This window comes from Acinetobacter sp. 1125_18A (assembly GCF_052824985.1).
Genome location: NZ_VTDG01000012.1, coordinates 54,976 through 72,664, shown reverse-complemented (window position 1 = coordinate 72,664; position 17,689 = coordinate 54,976). Strand labels below are relative to the sequence as shown.

The window sequence follows — 17,689 nt, the reverse complement described above, 5'->3', positions numbered from 1 at the left end:
GTACAAGATAATGAATATTCAACAAGCTTTAAATAACATCACTAAAAATATCGAACTCACTCAACCTCAAATGGAGGAAGTGATGCGTACCATCATGCGTGGTGAAGCCACAGATGCCCAAATTGGTGCATTTATGATGGGACTTCGTCTAAAAGGTGAAAGTATTGACGAAATCACCGCTGCCGCACGTGTAATGCGTGAGTTTGCAATTAAAATTGATGTGGGTGATATCCCGCATTTAATTGATATTGTTGGCACGGGTGGTGATGGACAAAACTTATTTAACGTCTCTACTGCCTCTTCATTTGTTATTGCAGCAGCAGGTGCAACTATTGCAAAACATGGAAATCGTGGTGTTTCTTCTAAATCAGGCTCGTCTGATCTTTTAGAACAGGCTGGGATTAACCTTGATTTAAATATGCACCAGACAGAACGATGCATCCGTGAAATGGGGGTTGGCTTCTTATTTGCCCCAAACCATCATAAAGCGATGAAATATGCGGCTGGCCCACGTAAAGAATTGGGCTTCCGTAGTATTTTTAATCTCCTTGGCCCGCTTACGAATCCGGCTGGGGTACGTCGCTATGTGATTGGTGTATTTTCTACAGAATTGTGTCGACCATTGGCCGAAGTTTTAAAACAACTGGGGGCTGAGCATGTCATGGTGGTTCATTCTAAAGATGGCTTAGATGAAATCAGTTTGGCTTCCTCAACTTATGTTGCTGAATTAAAAAATGGTGAAATCACGGAATGGATGATTCAACCAGAAGATGTAGATATTGAATCTCAAACCTTAACTGGTCTTTCTGTTGATAGTGCTGCTGAGAGCCTAGCATTAATCAAAGATGCACTCGGTAAGAAAAAATCAGCTAAAGGTGAAAAAGCAGCCAGTATGCTGGCATTAAATGCTGGTGCTGGCATCTATGTTTCAGGTTTGACCAAGAGTTATAAACAAGGTGTCGCTTTAGCACATGATATTATCTATGGTGGGCAAGCTTTAGAAAAAATGGGCATTTTGTCTGAATTTACCAAAACACTCAAAGAGTATGAAGCTTAAGGATTAGAGGACGTTATCATGGTGGATATTGCCAATACAATGTTGGGTAAAATTGTTGATCGTAAATACGAAGAATTTGCTCAACGTTTAAAACAACGTAGTTTAAACGATGTTGAAGCGCTTGCCCAAGCTGCAACGCCTGTGCGTGGTTTTGCAAAATCTTTATACAGCAAACGCCCAGGTGTAATTGCTGAAATTAAAAAAGCCTCGCCATCAAAAGGGGTGATTCGTGAAAACTTTAATCCTGCAGAAATTGCTCAACAATACCAGCAAGCCGGTGCAGCCTGCTTATCTGTTTTAACAGATTTAGATTTCTTTCAAGGTGCTGATGAAAATATTCAGATTGCACGTAGTCACTGTGAATTACCTGCACTACGTAAAGATTTTTTGATTAATCCTTACGGCGTTATCGAAGCACGTGCTTTACATGCGGATTGTATTTTATTGATTGTGGCTTGTTTGTCAGATCAACAACTTGAAGAAATGTCAAAGACCGCATTTGAGCAGAACCTTGATGTTTTGGTTGAAGTTCATGATGAAGCTGAACTGGAACGTGCATTGCAACTTTCAGAACGTTGTTTACTGGGTGTGAATAACCGTAATTTAAAAACCTTTGATGTCGATTTAAATACCTCATTGCGTTTGAAGAAGTTACTTCCACCATCACGTTTACTGATCACTGAAAGTGGTATTGCAACGCCAGATGATGTGCGCATGATGCAAGAGCATGATATTCATTCATTCCTTGTGGGTGAAAGCTTTATGAAGCAACCACGCCCTGATCATGCATTTAATGCGTTGTTTGGTCTACCTGAAACAGTTTAATTAAAAGTCAAAGGGTGAGTTCGCTCACCCTGTTTTCATCTTCCCCCACTCCCTCTATAAATTTTGAAATTCCCAACATTCAAGTCACGATCAACGCAGATATAACGGTGTGAATTCAATTCAGTTCAAATTTGACAAGATTCAGACTATACTGAGCGCCTAATACCGTCCATTTACTGTTTTTTGCAATTATGAGTAAATCTGATTCCACATTCTCTAAATCACAGCTTGATTTATTAAAACAATTCAAAAAACAAATCACTCCTCCGCATTCTTCAAAAGTTGCAGTGCAACCTGAAAGTAAGAATGCACAAGTAACAGCACCTAAAGAGTTAGATGATGCTGATTTGTTTAAAACCGCACTCGGCGGTGTAACCAAACTCGATAACGGCAATATTGCCAAAATCGAGCGTAGTGATTTGCGCAAAAAACCAGATGCAAAAACCCTTGCCAAACGCGCGGCGGCTGAAGGTGCATTTGAAATTAATGATGCAGAATTGTCAGATACTCAAGCAATTTTAAATCCTGTTGCAAGTCAGGCGGCTTTAAGCTATCGCATCGCAACACTACAACATAAAGTTTTTGAAGACTTAAAAGCTGGTAATCTACGCTGGTTTGAAGCTGTTGATTTACATGGTTGTACTGTTGAAGAAGCACGCTCTGCTGTATTGCAAATCATTCAAATGGCAAAAGATGAAAACCAAAATGTCATTAAAATTGTCCATGGCAAAGGTCCAGAAGCCATACTCAAAACTTATGTGAATGGCTGGCTTCGTCAACATCGTGATGTTTTAGCTTTTGTCAGTGCTCCTGAAAAACAAGGTGGCACAGGCGCAGTTTTGGTTTTACTGAAACGTGCTGAAAGAAATCCAAAATCAAATGGAAATCCATGATCGTTTGTTTTAAATGATCAAAACTCTCTTAAGTGTCGGTTTATCTTGTAATTAGAAAATATTATTCATTTTTCTGATACAATGCCGTCCTTGTTCAAACCGTATAAGTGAACACGTTTTATGTCTATGCAGCAATCCTACGCGAATATTTTAACTGCCGTTGGCGAGGACTTAGACCGTCCTGGTCTGAAAGATACGCCTATGCGTGCGGCTAAAGCTTTTTCGTACTTGACGTCTGGCTATAGCAAAACGCTGGAAGAAGTGACCAATAATGCGGTCTTCCCTTCTGATAATGATGAAATGGTCTTGGTAAAGAATATCGAATTTTATTCGTTATGTGAGCATCATTTATTGCCTTTTCATGGTCGTGTACATATTGCCTATCTCCCTTCTGGCAATGTTTTAGGACTGTCTAAATTTGCCCGTATCACAGAAATGTTTGCTCGCCGTTTACAGATTCAAGAACAGTTGACCAAGCAAATTGCAGATGCAGTGGCTGAAGTTACTCAAGCACGTGGTGTTGCGGTGGTGATTGATTCAGCGCACATGTGTATGATGATGCGTGGTGTCAGCAAACAAGAATCGACCACACGTACTGTGTCATTTGTCGGTGATTTTAAAACAGATAAAGAAGCACGTCGTGAGTTTTTATCTGCCGTGCCTGAAGCACATTAAGACTAATCATTTAGCAAGCAATATAAATATCAAAGCCTCATTTTATTGAGGCTTTATTTTACGATAGGGTTTTACAATGTCTTTAATTTGGTTGGCAGGTCATGGTTTAACGCACAGTGAAACCACTATCGATTATCCTCGTGCAGAGCGATTAGTTAAAGGAAATCCAAAACGACTCACGCAAAGTTTGTATGAACATCCCAATATGAATTGTGGTATTTGGCGATGCGAGATCGGTGCATGGGATATTCAATTTGCAGACAATAAACAGGAATTTTTTCAGGTGATTGAAGGTGCTGTACGTTTGCATGATAAAAACACATCATCATTTGTAGAAATTAAAGCTGGTGAAGCAGGAATTATCCCACCTTCATTTATCGGTACATTTGAAGTGATTGAAACAGTTAAAAAATATTTTGTTGTGGTTGAGGTCTGAGCCAGTAAAACTTGTAATTATTTTTTGATGATCGGCGCTTTCAAATATAAGCTTTTTTATATTTTTTGCTTTCCTATAGCTTATATTTGTAAAACATTCGCTTATTGTCCACTTAAAACTATATGATTTAAATTATCTCAGCCTTATACCATATTTTAAATGAAAAATTTACTGATCTTTATTTCAGCGTTGACTGCCTCCACCGCCTTTGCCGACAATCTAAGTGCAAATGAATTAAAAGATGTGCAAAGTGTCATTAAATTATTTAAAAATAAAAATATCACAGCGATTTCAAACAACGTTGTCTATCCCTTACATCGTGAAGAACCCATCCCAAGTATTGCCAATGCAACCCAGATGAAACAACGCTTTAACCAAGTGTTTGATACTCAACTTATTCAAGAGATCGCCAACTCAAAACCATCACAATGGGAAAGTATGGGTTGGCGTGGTGTGATGCTCAATGGTGGCTCACTATGGTTAGATGGTCATAAAATTAAAGCCATTAACTACAGTAGTGATGCTGAACAAAAATATAAAGCACAACTGATTTCACAACAAAAAAATCAATTACATTCATCACTTAAAAATTTTAAAACACCTGAATTACAGTTTAAAACAGCCAAATTTCAAGTGCGTATAGATGCCATGCCCAATGGTAAATACCGTTATGCATCTTGGGGAACAAAACAGTCGCAAGCGACAAAACCTGATCTGATTTTAAATCAAGGTCGTGTTGAAATGGATGGTTCAGGCGGCAATCATCACTACATTTTTAACAGTGGTACATATCAATATGTAGTTTATCGTAATGTTTTAGGTGCAAGTGAAACACCAGATGTCACATTAGAAGTCACTCAAAAAGGCAAAAAGATCCTTTCTCAAGCAGGCACATTATTTAAATAGTTTGTATCAATGATTGAGCTGAATCATTTTTCTCAAGTTTTTCTAATTCATACAAATTTAAAGCTAGTCGAGTAAATCACCATAATGATCTACTCGATAAGCTGTTCAAAATCATGTGCTGTACGATATATCACAAACACACAGCCAATCCTTTAAATATGATATTTGATTATTTTTTTTCAGCCAATTGATAAATCAATTGTTCCATTTGTTGCATGTATTGACGATTCTCATGGTCCCATGGATGGAAGTTTGGACGGAAATAATCGATATAATTTCCCAATTGCTTTCTCAATACGCCTATGCCACCAAAGGTATAATGATAGGTCTTTTTCCAGCTGGATAAATCACTTAACTTCCCTTCTCCTTTAACAATGGTCAAGAATACAGGGATCACTAAGCCCCAAAACACAATCGTTGCGATCACCAATCCAAAGCTACGAACGGCATAGGCATAAGGACCATGCCCCATTGCAGTATTCCATACATCAAAAGCCACAGCTTTATGTTCTGTTTCTTCAAAAGCATGCCAACGCCAGATATTGGCATAATGTTCTTCAGCGCCTTCAAATAACTCAGGCGTCCGTAATACAGAATCTGCCAATAAAGCGGTAAAATGTTCTAATGCAATTGTTCCACTGAGCCAAAAATATGCAGGTAAATGCTGTTTAAGCAGACCAAAAATCTCTAAAACCAATGCTTCAAATTTTGGTGCAATCGGTGAGCATGCAAATAAGGCTTGGTTATATTCTTCATGCTCACGTCCATGCATCGCTTCTTGACCAATAAAAGCCGTCACCGCTTTTTGTAATTCTGGGTCTTGGACTATATCACGATGTGCCCTTACCGCATCAATAAAGAAGCGTTCGCCAATAGGCAAGACAATAGAAAACGTATTTAGCAATGCGGTAAAAATTGGACCTGCGGCGGTATGCCAATCTGCGATTCGATCCGCAGGTAAGTTAAATCTGACATCACGGCGAATAGGTAATGGCTCATGATACACACTCGATTTAATAAATTTTTTTAAAATGCCCATGGTTGATCCTGCCTCTGGCTGATTATCATTTTTTTAATTTAGCTGGTGCGCTTATTAGAATTTTACTCAACTGGGTGCAATTCCATAGGTCATTTCGACTCATTTACATGTCATTGCATCTCTTTTTTATGATAGTTCGATCGAATAAGTCTCTCTAAGTATGTCGATATATGCTTGCGATACCATCAACAGCATGATCTAAATTGTGCAAAAAGTGGATCGCCCAAATGTCTTTTTCAGTTCAAAAATAGACTTTGCTGGAATAACGCACCAAGCGTGTTCAATAAAAGCACTGAGTCATGATTGGAATTAAATGTAGGATATTTAAGAGACATGCGATCATTTTTTTGATTTATTTTTTCTAAATTTAAAGGTTTATACAACGCTTAATCATGAACAAATACTCTAGTATTGAGAAAGCAATGCCTTAAACATCAAAGCACTGCTTTGTTCAAGATATAAAAACTTAGCCGTTAGAATAATAATTTTTTAGGATGCTCATCGCTTTGTAATGGAACAACGTGATCATCTTTTAAATCGACCCCTGAAAGTTGTAATTTAAATGAATTCCGCATCAACGCCATTAAACGTTGTGTGGCAATTTGAATACTCAGCCCTGCAGGTCGTACATTGGAAATACAGTTTCGGCATGAATCCATACTGCCTTTTCGCGCTTTCCATGTGTAATAAACCCCCATACTGTCAGGTGAGCTCAAACCAGGCCGTTCGCCAATCAACATAATTAATAAGGGTGCATTAAAACTTTGTGCAACTTCATCGCCTAATGCCACACGACTCCCAGTTGCAAGCACAATCGGCGCCAGTTTCCAGCCTTCAGCATCAATATGTTCACGTAAGGAATTGATATAGGCAATGGCATTCTCTTCTATTGCTCGTGCTGATAAGCCATCACCAACCACGATACATACATCATATTGCTGTGGGTGCTGTTGCACATAAGTCGTGAGCTGAGTTTGAGCCTGTTCCGATAACTCACGGCCTAAATCGGGACGTTTTAAATATACTTCTTTGTCGGTTGCTTTACTTTCCACGATGAGGCTTTCAAATTTTAAATCTCTAAGCCGAGCTTGCATATTTTCAGTATCTAATTGGTGAAAAACAGCATCTTTGGCCTGTGCATGAGAGAGTTGAAACTTAAGCAGTTCTTGAGTTGGAATGCTACATCCTACTCTTCCCATCGCAATACGAGCATCAGTATATTGTTTTAACTTATGCCAAGGATCTTCATGAAATCCATTTGGAAAAGTTTCAAGTTTTGAGAGCTTCATGGTTTACTCTCCTTTTTATGATAATAATTTAGCAAAGTTTTTTGGCATACTGCTTGGCCAATGAATTTGCCGTTGTTCTTGGTGCAAAATTCCTTGCTGATCTAACCAAGCCGAGAACTCAGGGGCCGGTTTTAATCCCATTAACTGACGTAAATATAAAGCATCATGGAATGATGTGGTTTGATAATTCAACATCACATCATCCGAACCTGGAATTCCCATGATAAAGTTAATTCCCGCAGCACCAAATAGCGTGAGTAACACATCCATATCATTTTGATCTGCATCCGCATGGTTGGTATAACAAATATCACACCCCATAGGTACACCGAGTAATTTGCCACAGAAGTGATCTTCTAACCCTGCACGAATAATCTGTTTCCCATCATACAAATACTCTGGACCGATAAACCCAACCACAGTATTGACCAATAATGGATTGTATTTACGTGCCACTGCATAAGCTCGTGCTTCAATAGTTTGTTGGTCCACACCATGATGCGCATTACTGGATAAGGCGCTGCCCTGTCCAGTCTCAAAATACATGACATTTTGACCGATTGTTCCTCGGTTGAGTGCTAAAGTCGCCTCATAACCTTCCTGAAGTAAATCCAAGGTAACACCAAAGCCTTCATTGGCCAATTGCGTACCCGCAATGGATTGGAACATTAAATCAATTGGAATATTACGTTCTGCAAGTTGAATCCCAGAACTGATATGGGTTAACACACAAGATTGCGTGGGAATTTCATATTCTTGAATAATATGATCCAGTAACTTTAACAATTCCGATAAATTATGTAAGTTGTCTGTGGCAGGATTAATCCCAATCACAGCATCACCATTACCATACATCAAGCCATCCAATAGGCTGGCCGAAATCCCCAATACATCATCGGTTGGATGATTTGGTTGTAAGCGGGTTGATAAATGACCTTTTAAACCAATCGTATTGCGAAATTGCGTCACCACTTCACATTTACTTGCAACCAGAATTAAATCCTGATTACGCATAATTTTACTGACAGCAGCAACCATCTCTGGTGTTAAACCCTTGGCTAAATTGGCCAATTTTTCAGAAGTTGCATCTTCACTCAACAACCAATTGCGAAAATCACCTACAGTAAAGTGCGCAATTGGCGCAAATAAATCAGCACGATGCTCATCAATAATTAAACGCGTAATATCGTCTTTGTCATAGTCGATGACCGTCTCATTTAAAAAAGTTTTTAACGGGACTTCTGCCAAGGCCATCTGTGCTGCCACACGTTCCGTTGCATTACTGGCCGCAACACCAGCCAACTCATCACCAGAACGTAATGGGGTTGCCTTAGCCATTAAGGTTTTTAAATCTTGGAAAATATATTGTTGCTGAGCAACGCTATAACGATAACTCATAATTATAATTCCTGTTCTGCTGCCTTAATGCTGGCAAATTCTTCTTCTGGTGTGCCTGAAATCAGATGATGACGACTATAAACAAGAAAATAAACAATGAAGACCACATAGATACCCAAAGCGATAAACCAGACTTTAGGATCAACAAGGAAACCCGCAACCACGGCGACAATTGATAAGATCAACGCAATACTGGAAGTAAAAATACCACCAGGTGTTCGATATGGACGATATACATCAGGTTGTGAAATACGTAATTTGATATGCGCCATCATCATTAAAACATAAGAAATCGTCGCACCAAATACCGCAATCAAAATCAGTAAATCACCCTGTTTGGTCAATGACAATAAAAAGCCAATAATCCCCGGAATAATCACGGCTAAATATGGCGATTTATTTTTGTTGGTCAATGATAAAGACGTAGGTAAATAACCTGCACGAGAAAGTGCAAAAATTTGTCGCGAATAGGCATAGATAATCGAGAAGAAACTCGCGATTAAACCAGCCAAGCCAACAAAGTTTACAAAGTTCGCCAACATGCCGTGCCCATATACTTTAACCAGCGCATCGACCAAAGGTGCACCTGAATCTTTAAGAACACTTGCACCTGCTGCACCCGCACTCAATATTAAAATCAAGATGGCAAAAGCAGCCAAGATCAGCATTGCACCAATCAAACCTCGTGGTAATGATTGAGCCGGATCCTTGGCCTCTTCTGCAGCTAAAGGAACACCTTCTACAGCAAGGAAAAACCAGATTGCATACGGAACGGCTGCCCAGATTCCTAAATAACCTTGGGGTAAAAAGCTACTCGCACCGGCTTTAGATGAGTCAACTGCAATATCGAATAGATTGGCACTGTTAAAGTGAGGAATCATCGCGACAAGGAATACCACCACTGCAACCACTGCGATTGCGGTAATCACAAACATGATTTTAAGTGCTTCACCTGCGCCTTTTAAATGAATCCCCATAAAAACCAAATAACAGATTAAATAAATTAACCATCCACCCACTCCAAATAAGGATTCACAATATGCACCAATAAAGGTCGCGATTGCTGCTGGAGCGATGGCGTATTCGATCAGAATTGCTGTTCCTGTTAGGTAACCGCCAAATGGTCCAAAAGCCATACGAGCAAAACTATATCCACCACCTGCTGTAGGAAGCATGGTCGACATTTCAGACATCGACAGGCATATACATAAATACATAATCGCAGCAAAAATCACTGCGACAAACATACCGCCCCAACCGCCTTGTGCGATACCAAAGTTCCATCCAGCAAAGTCACCTGAAATCACATAGGCAATCCCTAAACCGACCAAGAGTAACCAGCCAACAGCACCTTTTTTTAATTCTCGTTGAGCAAAATATTCTTTGGAATCTTCTGTTTTTACGATAGTTGATTGTTCATTTCGAGCGTCCATCATCGTTCCTTTTTAATTTGCCTTCTTTTGTATAAGCAAAAAAAGTGCCTTTCCTTGGATGACGTCAATGTTTTTTGTTCAATCCCATGAACATCACGTCTTGTCAGTTGTTAAAAACTGCTTTTAAATGAATCTATCAAACAAAGGTAGGAGAAAAGTTGAATAGCCCACATCATAGAGAATCGGAAAAAATTATTGAAAATTGAATAATTAAAAGAAAAATAATGAAATTTATATATTTTATTTACTTTGTTATTTGTTTATTTAATTTAAGATATTATTTAGTATATATGCATAAATGGATTATGCGATGGACTCAAAACCACCTGCTAAAAAACCAACAAGCAGAAATGAAAATTTAACCCCTACCCAAGCAAACTCACGTTCCCAGCAAGCATTACAATCCGCAATGATTCAATGTCAGCAGGATTTACTCAACACGGCGCTGCTCGCTGCTGTTGTTATACAAATTAGAGATCTGCAACAAAATCTACTGTGGTGTTCAGTGAATACAGATCAATTCGCAGGATTCCAACAAGATCAGGATTTAGAAACAAAGCCAGAACACTATATTTATAGTGCGCCTATTCTTGATTTAACATCAGGGGAAGCCTGTGGTGAAGTGGTTTTATTTCACAGCTTAAATCAAGCAAATATTTTTGGACAATTGGCCGTTACACAATGCGCCGAGATCATTGCACAAAAATTATATACACAGCCCTTTAATCGTTTAACCATTCATGCGTTTTCAGTACCACAGAAAATAATGATCAATGATCAGTCGATCCTTTTAACGCCACGGCAGTTTGAAATCATCTGTATTTTGATTCTAAATCCTTTGGGCTTAACCCTAGAACAGCTACATATTTATCTCTATGGCGATGAACAGATCAGTTTAAATACGCTTAAATCTGAGATTTCTTATTTAAAAAATAAGGTTGGCGAATTAATCTGTGCAAGAACCTATCAAATACAGGCAGAAATTCATGCGGATTTTAAAGAGTTGGAAGATGCTGTCGATGCCGGTTATCTTGATACAGTCAAGCAACTGTACCAAGGTGATTTCTTTATAAAAACCAAAAGCCCTTTTCTAAACAATTGGCAGCAGATTCTAAGTATGAGGATCAATAATCTACTTGTATAAACATCCTTGGCTTGCGATCGATTAATACCTATCTCAACATGTCATTCTCAAAGCTCTACTCTCGAAATAACATTCTAAAATCCGATTTGCCAGATCTATCTTTAAAAATAATGTACAAAGCCTAAACCTATTTTCTGCCAATCGAGTTGGTTTTGTTGTTGGTATTCCCAATTGACGTTTAATGAATTTTGACGATTGAGTGAATATTGCAGTGTGCTCTGGATACGTAAATTCCACTCACTTGAATCTTGCCAATAAGGTAATTCAACTTGAACAATACTGTTTAAACGATCTGACCATATATTTTGACAGCCCAATGTTGGTCCTAGTCCAACACGCCAGCCTTTATCCAATGATGTACCTGCTTGAAGCTGTGTTTGCAATTCCGCATAACAGAGATGCTTACGATCATCATCTGCAAGGGTATAACCAGATTGGGCTTTTGCACTGACTACGCCATGTTGTTGCTGATCACTAAATTGTCCATTTTGAATGGCTTCTTGCTGCCAGCCCAAAGTAAAACCCCATGTTATTGGCATTTTAAACGGGGTAATGGGGTTATAAGAGTTTACTGTTAATAAGTCGAGATGTTCGAGTTTAAGTCGATCATCTCGCCATTGTGCTGCACCATCTAGAAACAACAATTGTGTGCCTGTACGGAAACCGCCCTGTGGATCTTTTAATTCGTGATAGGCCTGACGATGACCAATTTGTACAAATTTTTCACCCTGAACCTCACCCGCTTCTACGGACCACTTACGTGAATCATGCCCATTGACTGGATCAACTTTGGGACGCACAGGTGCTAAACGTTGTTTCTCTATAGGGATTTGACTACGTAAGCCTAGCAGTTGTCTAAAACGCGGTTGAGTAAAGCTTGCATCGACCTGACGAGCAACGAATTGTAAATATAAATCGTCATAGGCCATTTCTAATATTTTTGCACGATCTTGATCATCATAATCAGCGATAGCTGCTTGCATCTGTTGTGGTTCTAATACTGCAATTGCATGGGCTTTTTTTGCCAAAACATGACCATGTTGTTTGGCCTGCGAATTTAATTGTGTTTCTAACGCTGGACGATATACCGCTTCTCGTACTAATCCCTGTTGCTCTACGGCTTTAATGGTTTCAATCGGGATCGCTGCATATGTAAATTGCTTGCGTAAATTCGAGCTTGCACGGACTAAATCAATCAAACCCAATAAACGATATGCACAATTATCGTTGACAAAATAATAAGGAAAACTGACTTTTTGCATTTCCCAAATATGTTTTACCAAAAAAGCGGTCTCTTCAGGATTTAAATTCAGTTCATATTCCCAAAGATCACGGCTTTCAAAATCACCATATTCTTTCACTTTGCGATAATAAGGCATTAAAGAATATTCACCAGGATATTTCCCAACTAACCCTTTCCATGCATAAGACCAATTATCATCGCTGTTTACTGTGGCTGCATAATTCACAGCATAAGAGACTAAATTGAGCTGCTTTTGATCTTTAGGATCGAGACGAAGTAAGGTATGTCCAAACATTGAGCTTGGATTGCCCATAAAATCAGTCGCATAAATTAATGTCACTTGGTAGGGTTTGATTTGTGCATACCATTGATCAAACTCTGGACAGGACACGTCAGGTAATTGTTGTTGTGAAATATTCAGTTGTTGCATCAGCCATTGGCTACGTGCAGGAAATTTACAACGAATGGATTGATTGTCATCGGCGACTTGAAACAGCGCAGTGATATCTGCATTCATTTCATTTTGGATGTTCTGGCGACCATCTTGAGCAAAGAAATAACCTGAATAACTGACTTCGCTTTGATTTGTGTTTTTGTGACCTGCATTATTGTGATTTAAGTCTTTAGCAGAGGCATCCTCTGCATAAAGTAAACGTTTCCATGTAATATGACTGGCCAATTGTTTTTGTTGTGCTAGTTTTAATGCGTTTTCTAATGCCTGCTGATTCTCTAAAAGTGATTCCGCATGCAAATGAACGGTAAACAATGAACTGAGTAAGCTTAAACTAAGTGCTAAATATTTCATTCAATCATCAATTTATATAGATATATTATAAAACTGCGCAATTAAAAAATGTCGGCTCAATACAAAAGTTCGCCCAATGTTCACTCATGCTTGATTCATTTTTCAATAATATGTGTTTGATAAAATTTAAATAAAAAAACCCTGCAACAAGGCAGGGTTTTTGACGCAATTAAACGTAAGCTTTTAATACTTCGTCTTTTGCCATCACTTGTTGAAGTGAAGCTAATACTTGTAGAGAATTTTGATTTTCTGCTGAATAAATACTTGCAAAGTTTGACTTCGCTACAGCATTAAAACGTGCTTTATCTGCATCTTTAACGTTTAATAATGAAGCAAGTACGTTTAGGCTTTCACCTTGTCCTACAGCCATATCACGTGCAAGTGATTCTGAGTTTTCATTGGTAAAGGTCACAACTTGAGCAGTCACTTTACCATTGCCATTACAACCTAAAGTACCAAACGTAATACCTAATAATTGGTTAGTTAAAAGACCATTGGTGGTTGCCGCTAAAATCTTAGGTATTTTTCCAGATTGACCAGCCCAAACTTGCGATCCTAAACCACAACCCACATCTGGATCAGCCATAGCAACACTTGAACCCGCAGCCAATACAGCAGCCAAAGCGATTTTTTTTAACATATAATTCTCCAGAATTTTCATATGCATTGTTTTAATTCAACATATGTAAATTGTTATTTTCCATTATGTGTAAGTTTGATTACACCTATTTAGATTTATCACATAAATTTAGATATGCAAATCTAAATGTGACAATTACGAAATTATTTATTGTACTTTTTTAGTGACCAATCACCATTTTTATTACGATCTCCAAGAATTTTAAGTACTAAAACCAGACTTAAAAGTAACAGCAAATACCACGAGCCAAGCTTACCCCACCCCACCATATGCCATGCATCCACCTGACTCGGGTACAACCAAATTTTATTAAAAGTACTAATATTTTCAGCAACCCAAATTATAAATGCTAAAACAACCAATACCGGTAAAATCGGAAGCTGAAACTCATGCTGTTGTAATCTAAAGCGAATTTTTGTTTTCCAAAAAATTACCACACTCCAAATGAACAATACATTACGAAAATCTGGAATAAAAAATTTGCTCATAAAATTGATATATGACAATACTGCCAGACTCAACATATTGGCAAAACTAGGCAAATTTAAAAAAGAAACCTGATACAAACGCAGTGAGCGTGCAAAAAAACTACCGACTGCCGAATACATAAATCCTGCAAATAAAGGCACGGTCAAAAGTTTAAAAACGGCAGGTTGCGGATATTGCCAAGAGGCAATTTGTGGGTGTGTTAAAAATATTTCCATAGCCATGGCCATGATATGAAATAAAGCAATAACTTTCGCTTCTGCCCAGGATTCTAGTTTTAAATACAATAAGCAGGCTTGAATGATCAACGCATAAAACAATAAACAGTCATAACGAAACAAACCATAAAATTCATGACTGCCCATACTTGCCGTAATGACAAATGCAATCAACAATAAAATACCAAATAAGGCAGCCGACGCTGCCTTAAATAGAAATTCATATAATGCTTTAAAATAGATCATAAATGCATTTACAACAATAAGTTAACCTAAAAATTTGGCACTGTATTGGTGTACAGTGTCAATAAATGCTTTTGGTTTTTCAGGGTCAACCCATTGTGTAATACCATGACCTAAATTGGCGATATAACCTGTTTTCTCACCATTGGCATAAGCATCATCCAACATAGCTTTGGTTGCTTTCTCAATAGAATCAGCTGAACCATACAATGTTGCAGGATCTAGATTTCCTTGTAGCGCTGCTCGTCCATTGACTGTTTGGCGAGCCACGTTTAATGGGGTTGTCCAATCTAAACCAAATGCATCTGCACCTGTAGCAATCATTGGCTCTAACCATTGACCACCGCCTTTGGTAAATAAGATCACAGGTACTTTACGCCCTTCATGCTCTCGTTTTAGTCCTGCAACAATTTTCTGCATATATTTGAGTGAAAATTCTAGATATTCACGATGCGCTAATGCGCCACCCCAGCTATCAAAAATTTGTACAGCTTGAGCACCAGCCTCAATTTGAGCATTTAAATAGTCAATTACAGCATCGGCTAAACGATCTAATAAAGCATGTAAAACTTCAGGTTGTGCATACATCATCTGTTTGGTAAAACGGAAGTCTTTGCTTGAACCACCTTCCACCATGTAGGTTGCCAAGGTCCACGGACTTCCCGAAAAACCAATTAAAGGCACTTGACCACCCAAAGCCGAACGAATGGTTGAAACCGCATTCATCACATAAGCCAGATCAGATTTGGCATCGAATTTGGGTAAATTTGCCACATCCTGTTCAGTACGAACTGTTTTATGGAATTTAGGGCCTTCACCTGTTTCGAAATAAAGCCCTAAACCTAAAGCATCGGGAACAGTCAAAATGTCTGAAAATAGAATTGCGGCATCAAGCTCATAACGGCGCAAAGGCTGTATAGTCACTTCACAAGCAAATTCTGTATTTTTACAAAGAGAAAGAAAATCACCTGCTTTCGCACGTGTTTCACGATATTCTGGTAAATAACGTCCAGCCTGACGCATCATCCAAACTGGAGTCGTATCTACAGGTTCACGCAATAAGGCACGTAGAAAACGATCATTTTTTAAGGTCGTCATTTACTTTCCCAATCAAAAATTAAATTCGCCCCATCATAGCAAAAAGGCCTGCAACATAACCATTTCTAGAAAATTTTTCTCAATAAAGTTTAGGGTCTGTTGACATTTCATAAATGGCTTGCGTTGTAGGTTAAAATTGAGCAGGCAAGGCATGAAACGAAGAGAATAGCGAGACTATTTTCGAGTTTCATAACGTAGGCTGAGATAATTTTAGCCACAACCCTTGGGGACTAGCGTGTTTTTTGCCGCTACGTTGTTACCTTGCGAAACGATGTTTCTCATCATTTAGAATGACTAAATTTCATACTCCGTGCCTAGTATCGCCTAAAAAACACACGTAGTCGCAAACGTAGACGAATTGTCAACAGACCCGATTTTATAACTTTGATTTAAATTTCGTTTGGTATACGAAAATAAAACAAAACCAGCTGACAGAGAAAATGTCTATAGAAAAAAATGATTAACACAAAACAAATACTGCAACACCTTATAATTTCTGCAATACTTACACAGATTTTTAGTCATAAATTATGAATAATTCTTAAGGTTGATCTACATGTTCGTTCGCTCAATTCTTGCTTTGAGTTTAAGCTGTTTATTAACAGGTACAGCTTTTGCTGCATCTACAGCTGAGCAACCTCTAACGCCTAAAAAAGTTGCTGCTCCCGTTGAAGATCCTATTGATCCACTTGCTATTGACAGTTCTGCTTCAAGTGTAGAAACACAGATAAGCCAGCAAGAGCAACAAGACTTAGACAAAGCTGCAAACACGCTACAAAATTTAGAAAAAACTGAGGATAAAAACTCAGGTACTGCTATTGCCCCATCGGCTCCACAGACCACGACTGCAAAAACGGCAAGCAATCCCAACGCGCCTAAAGCATCTTGGACTTTAGATGGAATCAACAATGCAGAATGGTACGAAAATATTGGCAAGGGTCAATTCCCTGTCTATGCTCGTGCCCATGTCATGTTAAATAATGCACATGCTTCACCTGGTGCAATTGATGGTTCAAGCGGTATGAATACGCTGAAAGCCATTGCTTCATTCCAACAAATGAATGGCATTAAACCAACGGGTGAGCTGACCAAAGAAACTTGGGATGCATTAATTTCTCAACAAGGCAATAAACCTGCTTTTGTAGAATACACGATAACTGCTGAAGATCTAAAAGGTCCTTATGCAAAATCAATTCCACGTGATTATGCTTTACAAGCAAAAATGCCAGGTTTGTATTACACCCGTGTCACCGAAATGCTGGGTGAAAAATTCCATATGGATGAAGAGTTCTTAAAGAAACTTAATCCTAAAGCAACATTTAACAAAGTTGGTGAAAAGATCGTTGTCACCAATATCCGTAACGAATTGCCTGAAAATATCCATTTAATTGTGGCGCATAAAGGCGCGAAACAATTGTATTTATTTAATGCGCAAAACCAAATGGTAGGCTCATTCCCTGCCACGATTGGTAGTTCTGATACGCCCTCGCCAACAGGAACGTATAAAGTTACCGGTGTTGCACGCAACCCTTGGTATAGTTACTCGCCAAGTAACTTTGTACAAGGCAAAAACTTAAAACCATTATCATTACCACCTGGTCCAAATGCCCCTGTAGGGAATATCTGGATTGGCTTGAGTAAGAAATCATTTGGTATTCATGGTACGCCAAACCCATCTGCAATTTCGAAAACAGCTTCACATGGTTGTATTCGTTTGACCAACTGGGATGCTAATGATTTAGGTAAAAAAGTTAAATCGGGTGTAACGGTTAAATTCCTAGAATAATCTTATACTTGATGAAATGAAAACCAGTGTGAATACGCTGGTTTTTTTATTGCAAAAGATAAAAAACTTATCGTT

General features: G+C 38.5%; 16 protein-coding genes. 8 read left to right on the top strand and 8 right to left on the bottom strand.

Translation table 11 applies throughout. The annotated features are described in order from the left end of the window. Positions 1 to 10: 10 nt before the first annotated feature. From trpD to FY049_RS17830, 6 genes are all read left to right on the top strand, one after another. Positions 11 to 1,057, top strand: a complete 1,047-nt coding sequence (gene trpD / locus FY049_RS17855; RefSeq protein WP_004724601.1) for an anthranilate phosphoribosyltransferase — start codon at positions 11 to 13, stop codon at positions 1,055 to 1,057. 18 nt (positions 1,058 to 1,075) lie between these two features. Then, entirely contained in the window at positions 1,076 to 1,882 is an 807-nt protein-coding gene (gene trpC / locus FY049_RS17850; RefSeq protein ID WP_004724604.1) for an indole-3-glycerol phosphate synthase TrpC, read from the top strand. A gap of 191 nt (positions 1,883 to 2,073) precedes the next feature. Then, the gene (locus tag FY049_RS17845) at positions 2,074 to 2,775 is read left to right on the top strand and encodes a Smr/MutS family protein (protein WP_262782276.1); all 702 of its coding nucleotides are present in this window, start codon (positions 2,074 to 2,076) and stop codon (positions 2,773 to 2,775) included. A gap of 126 nt (positions 2,776 to 2,901) precedes the next feature. Next, positions 2,902 to 3,450 (top strand): GTP cyclohydrolase I FolE, encoded by a 549-nt coding sequence (gene folE, locus FY049_RS17840; RefSeq protein WP_171064926.1) that lies wholly within the window; start codon positions 2,902 to 2,904, stop codon positions 3,448 to 3,450. Between the two features lie 76 nt (positions 3,451 to 3,526). Continuing rightward, positions 3,527 to 3,886, top strand: coding sequence for a cupin domain-containing protein (locus FY049_RS17835; RefSeq protein WP_333666798.1), 360 nt, complete (start codon positions 3,527 to 3,529; stop codon positions 3,884 to 3,886). Positions 3,887 to 4,045: 159 nt separating this feature from the next. Further along, a complete protein-coding gene (locus tag FY049_RS17830; protein WP_446084093.1) occupies positions 4,046 to 4,792 on the top strand; it encodes a hypothetical protein in 747 nt (248 codons plus the stop codon). Positions 4,793 to 4,961: 169 nt separating this feature from the next. Here FY049_RS17830 and FY049_RS17825 read toward each other — a convergent pair whose 3' ends face one another. The 4 genes from FY049_RS17825 to eat all read right to left on the bottom strand — a co-directional run bounded on the left by FY049_RS17825 (position 4,962) and on the right by eat (position 9,951). Then, positions 4,962 to 5,831, bottom strand: coding sequence for a metal-dependent hydrolase (locus FY049_RS17825; protein WP_446084092.1), 870 nt, complete (start codon positions 5,829 to 5,831; stop codon positions 4,962 to 4,964). A 473-nt stretch (positions 5,832 to 6,304) separates the two neighbouring features. Further along, positions 6,305 to 7,120, bottom strand: coding sequence for an ethanolamine ammonia-lyase subunit EutC (gene eutC, locus FY049_RS17820; RefSeq protein ID WP_446084091.1), 816 nt, complete (start codon positions 7,118 to 7,120; stop codon positions 6,305 to 6,307). 15 nt (positions 7,121 to 7,135) lie between these two features. Continuing rightward, positions 7,136 to 8,518 (bottom strand): ethanolamine ammonia-lyase subunit EutB, encoded by a 1,383-nt coding sequence (locus tag FY049_RS17815; RefSeq protein WP_004724618.1) that lies wholly within the window; start codon positions 8,516 to 8,518, stop codon positions 7,136 to 7,138. A gap of 2 nt (positions 8,519 to 8,520) precedes the next feature. Further along, positions 8,521 to 9,951, bottom strand: a complete 1,431-nt coding sequence (eat, locus tag FY049_RS17810; RefSeq protein ID WP_446084090.1) for an ethanolamine permease — start codon at positions 9,949 to 9,951, stop codon at positions 8,521 to 8,523. Positions 9,952 to 10,261: 310 nt separating this feature from the next. Between eat and FY049_RS17805 the strand changes: the two genes are divergently transcribed. Continuing rightward, complete coding sequence (locus FY049_RS17805; protein ID WP_446084089.1) at positions 10,262 to 11,095, top strand: helix-turn-helix domain-containing protein; 834 nt, start codon at positions 10,262 to 10,264, stop codon at positions 11,093 to 11,095. Between the two features lie 101 nt (positions 11,096 to 11,196). Here the strand turns inward: FY049_RS17805 and FY049_RS17800 are convergent, their stop codons facing one another. From FY049_RS17800 to hemE, 4 genes are all read right to left on the bottom strand, one after another. Next, on the bottom strand, positions 11,197 to 13,143 hold the full coding sequence (locus FY049_RS17800; protein ID WP_056517852.1) for an Lnb N-terminal periplasmic domain-containing protein: 1,947 nt from the start codon (positions 13,141 to 13,143) through the stop codon (positions 11,197 to 11,199). Between the two features lie 169 nt (positions 13,144 to 13,312). Continuing rightward, positions 13,313 to 13,783 carry a DUF3015 family protein gene (locus tag FY049_RS17795; RefSeq protein ID WP_056517853.1) on the bottom strand — a complete coding sequence of 157 codons (471 nt, stop codon included), beginning with the start codon at positions 13,781 to 13,783 and terminating at the stop codon, positions 13,313 to 13,315. A 143-nt stretch (positions 13,784 to 13,926) separates the two neighbouring features. Continuing rightward, on the bottom strand, positions 13,927 to 14,733 hold the full coding sequence (locus FY049_RS17790; RefSeq protein ID WP_056517854.1) for a DUF817 family protein: 807 nt from the start codon (positions 14,731 to 14,733) through the stop codon (positions 13,927 to 13,929). A 21-nt stretch (positions 14,734 to 14,754) separates the two neighbouring features. Continuing rightward, a complete protein-coding gene (gene hemE / locus FY049_RS17785; protein WP_446084088.1) occupies positions 14,755 to 15,828 on the bottom strand; it encodes a uroporphyrinogen decarboxylase in 1,074 nt (357 codons plus the stop codon). Between the two features lie 556 nt (positions 15,829 to 16,384). Here hemE and FY049_RS17780 point away from each other — a divergent pair. Continuing rightward, a complete protein-coding gene (locus FY049_RS17780) occupies positions 16,385 to 17,614 on the top strand; it encodes a L,D-transpeptidase family protein (protein ID WP_004724632.1) in 1,230 nt (409 codons plus the stop codon). Positions 17,615 to 17,689 lie beyond the last annotated feature (75 nt).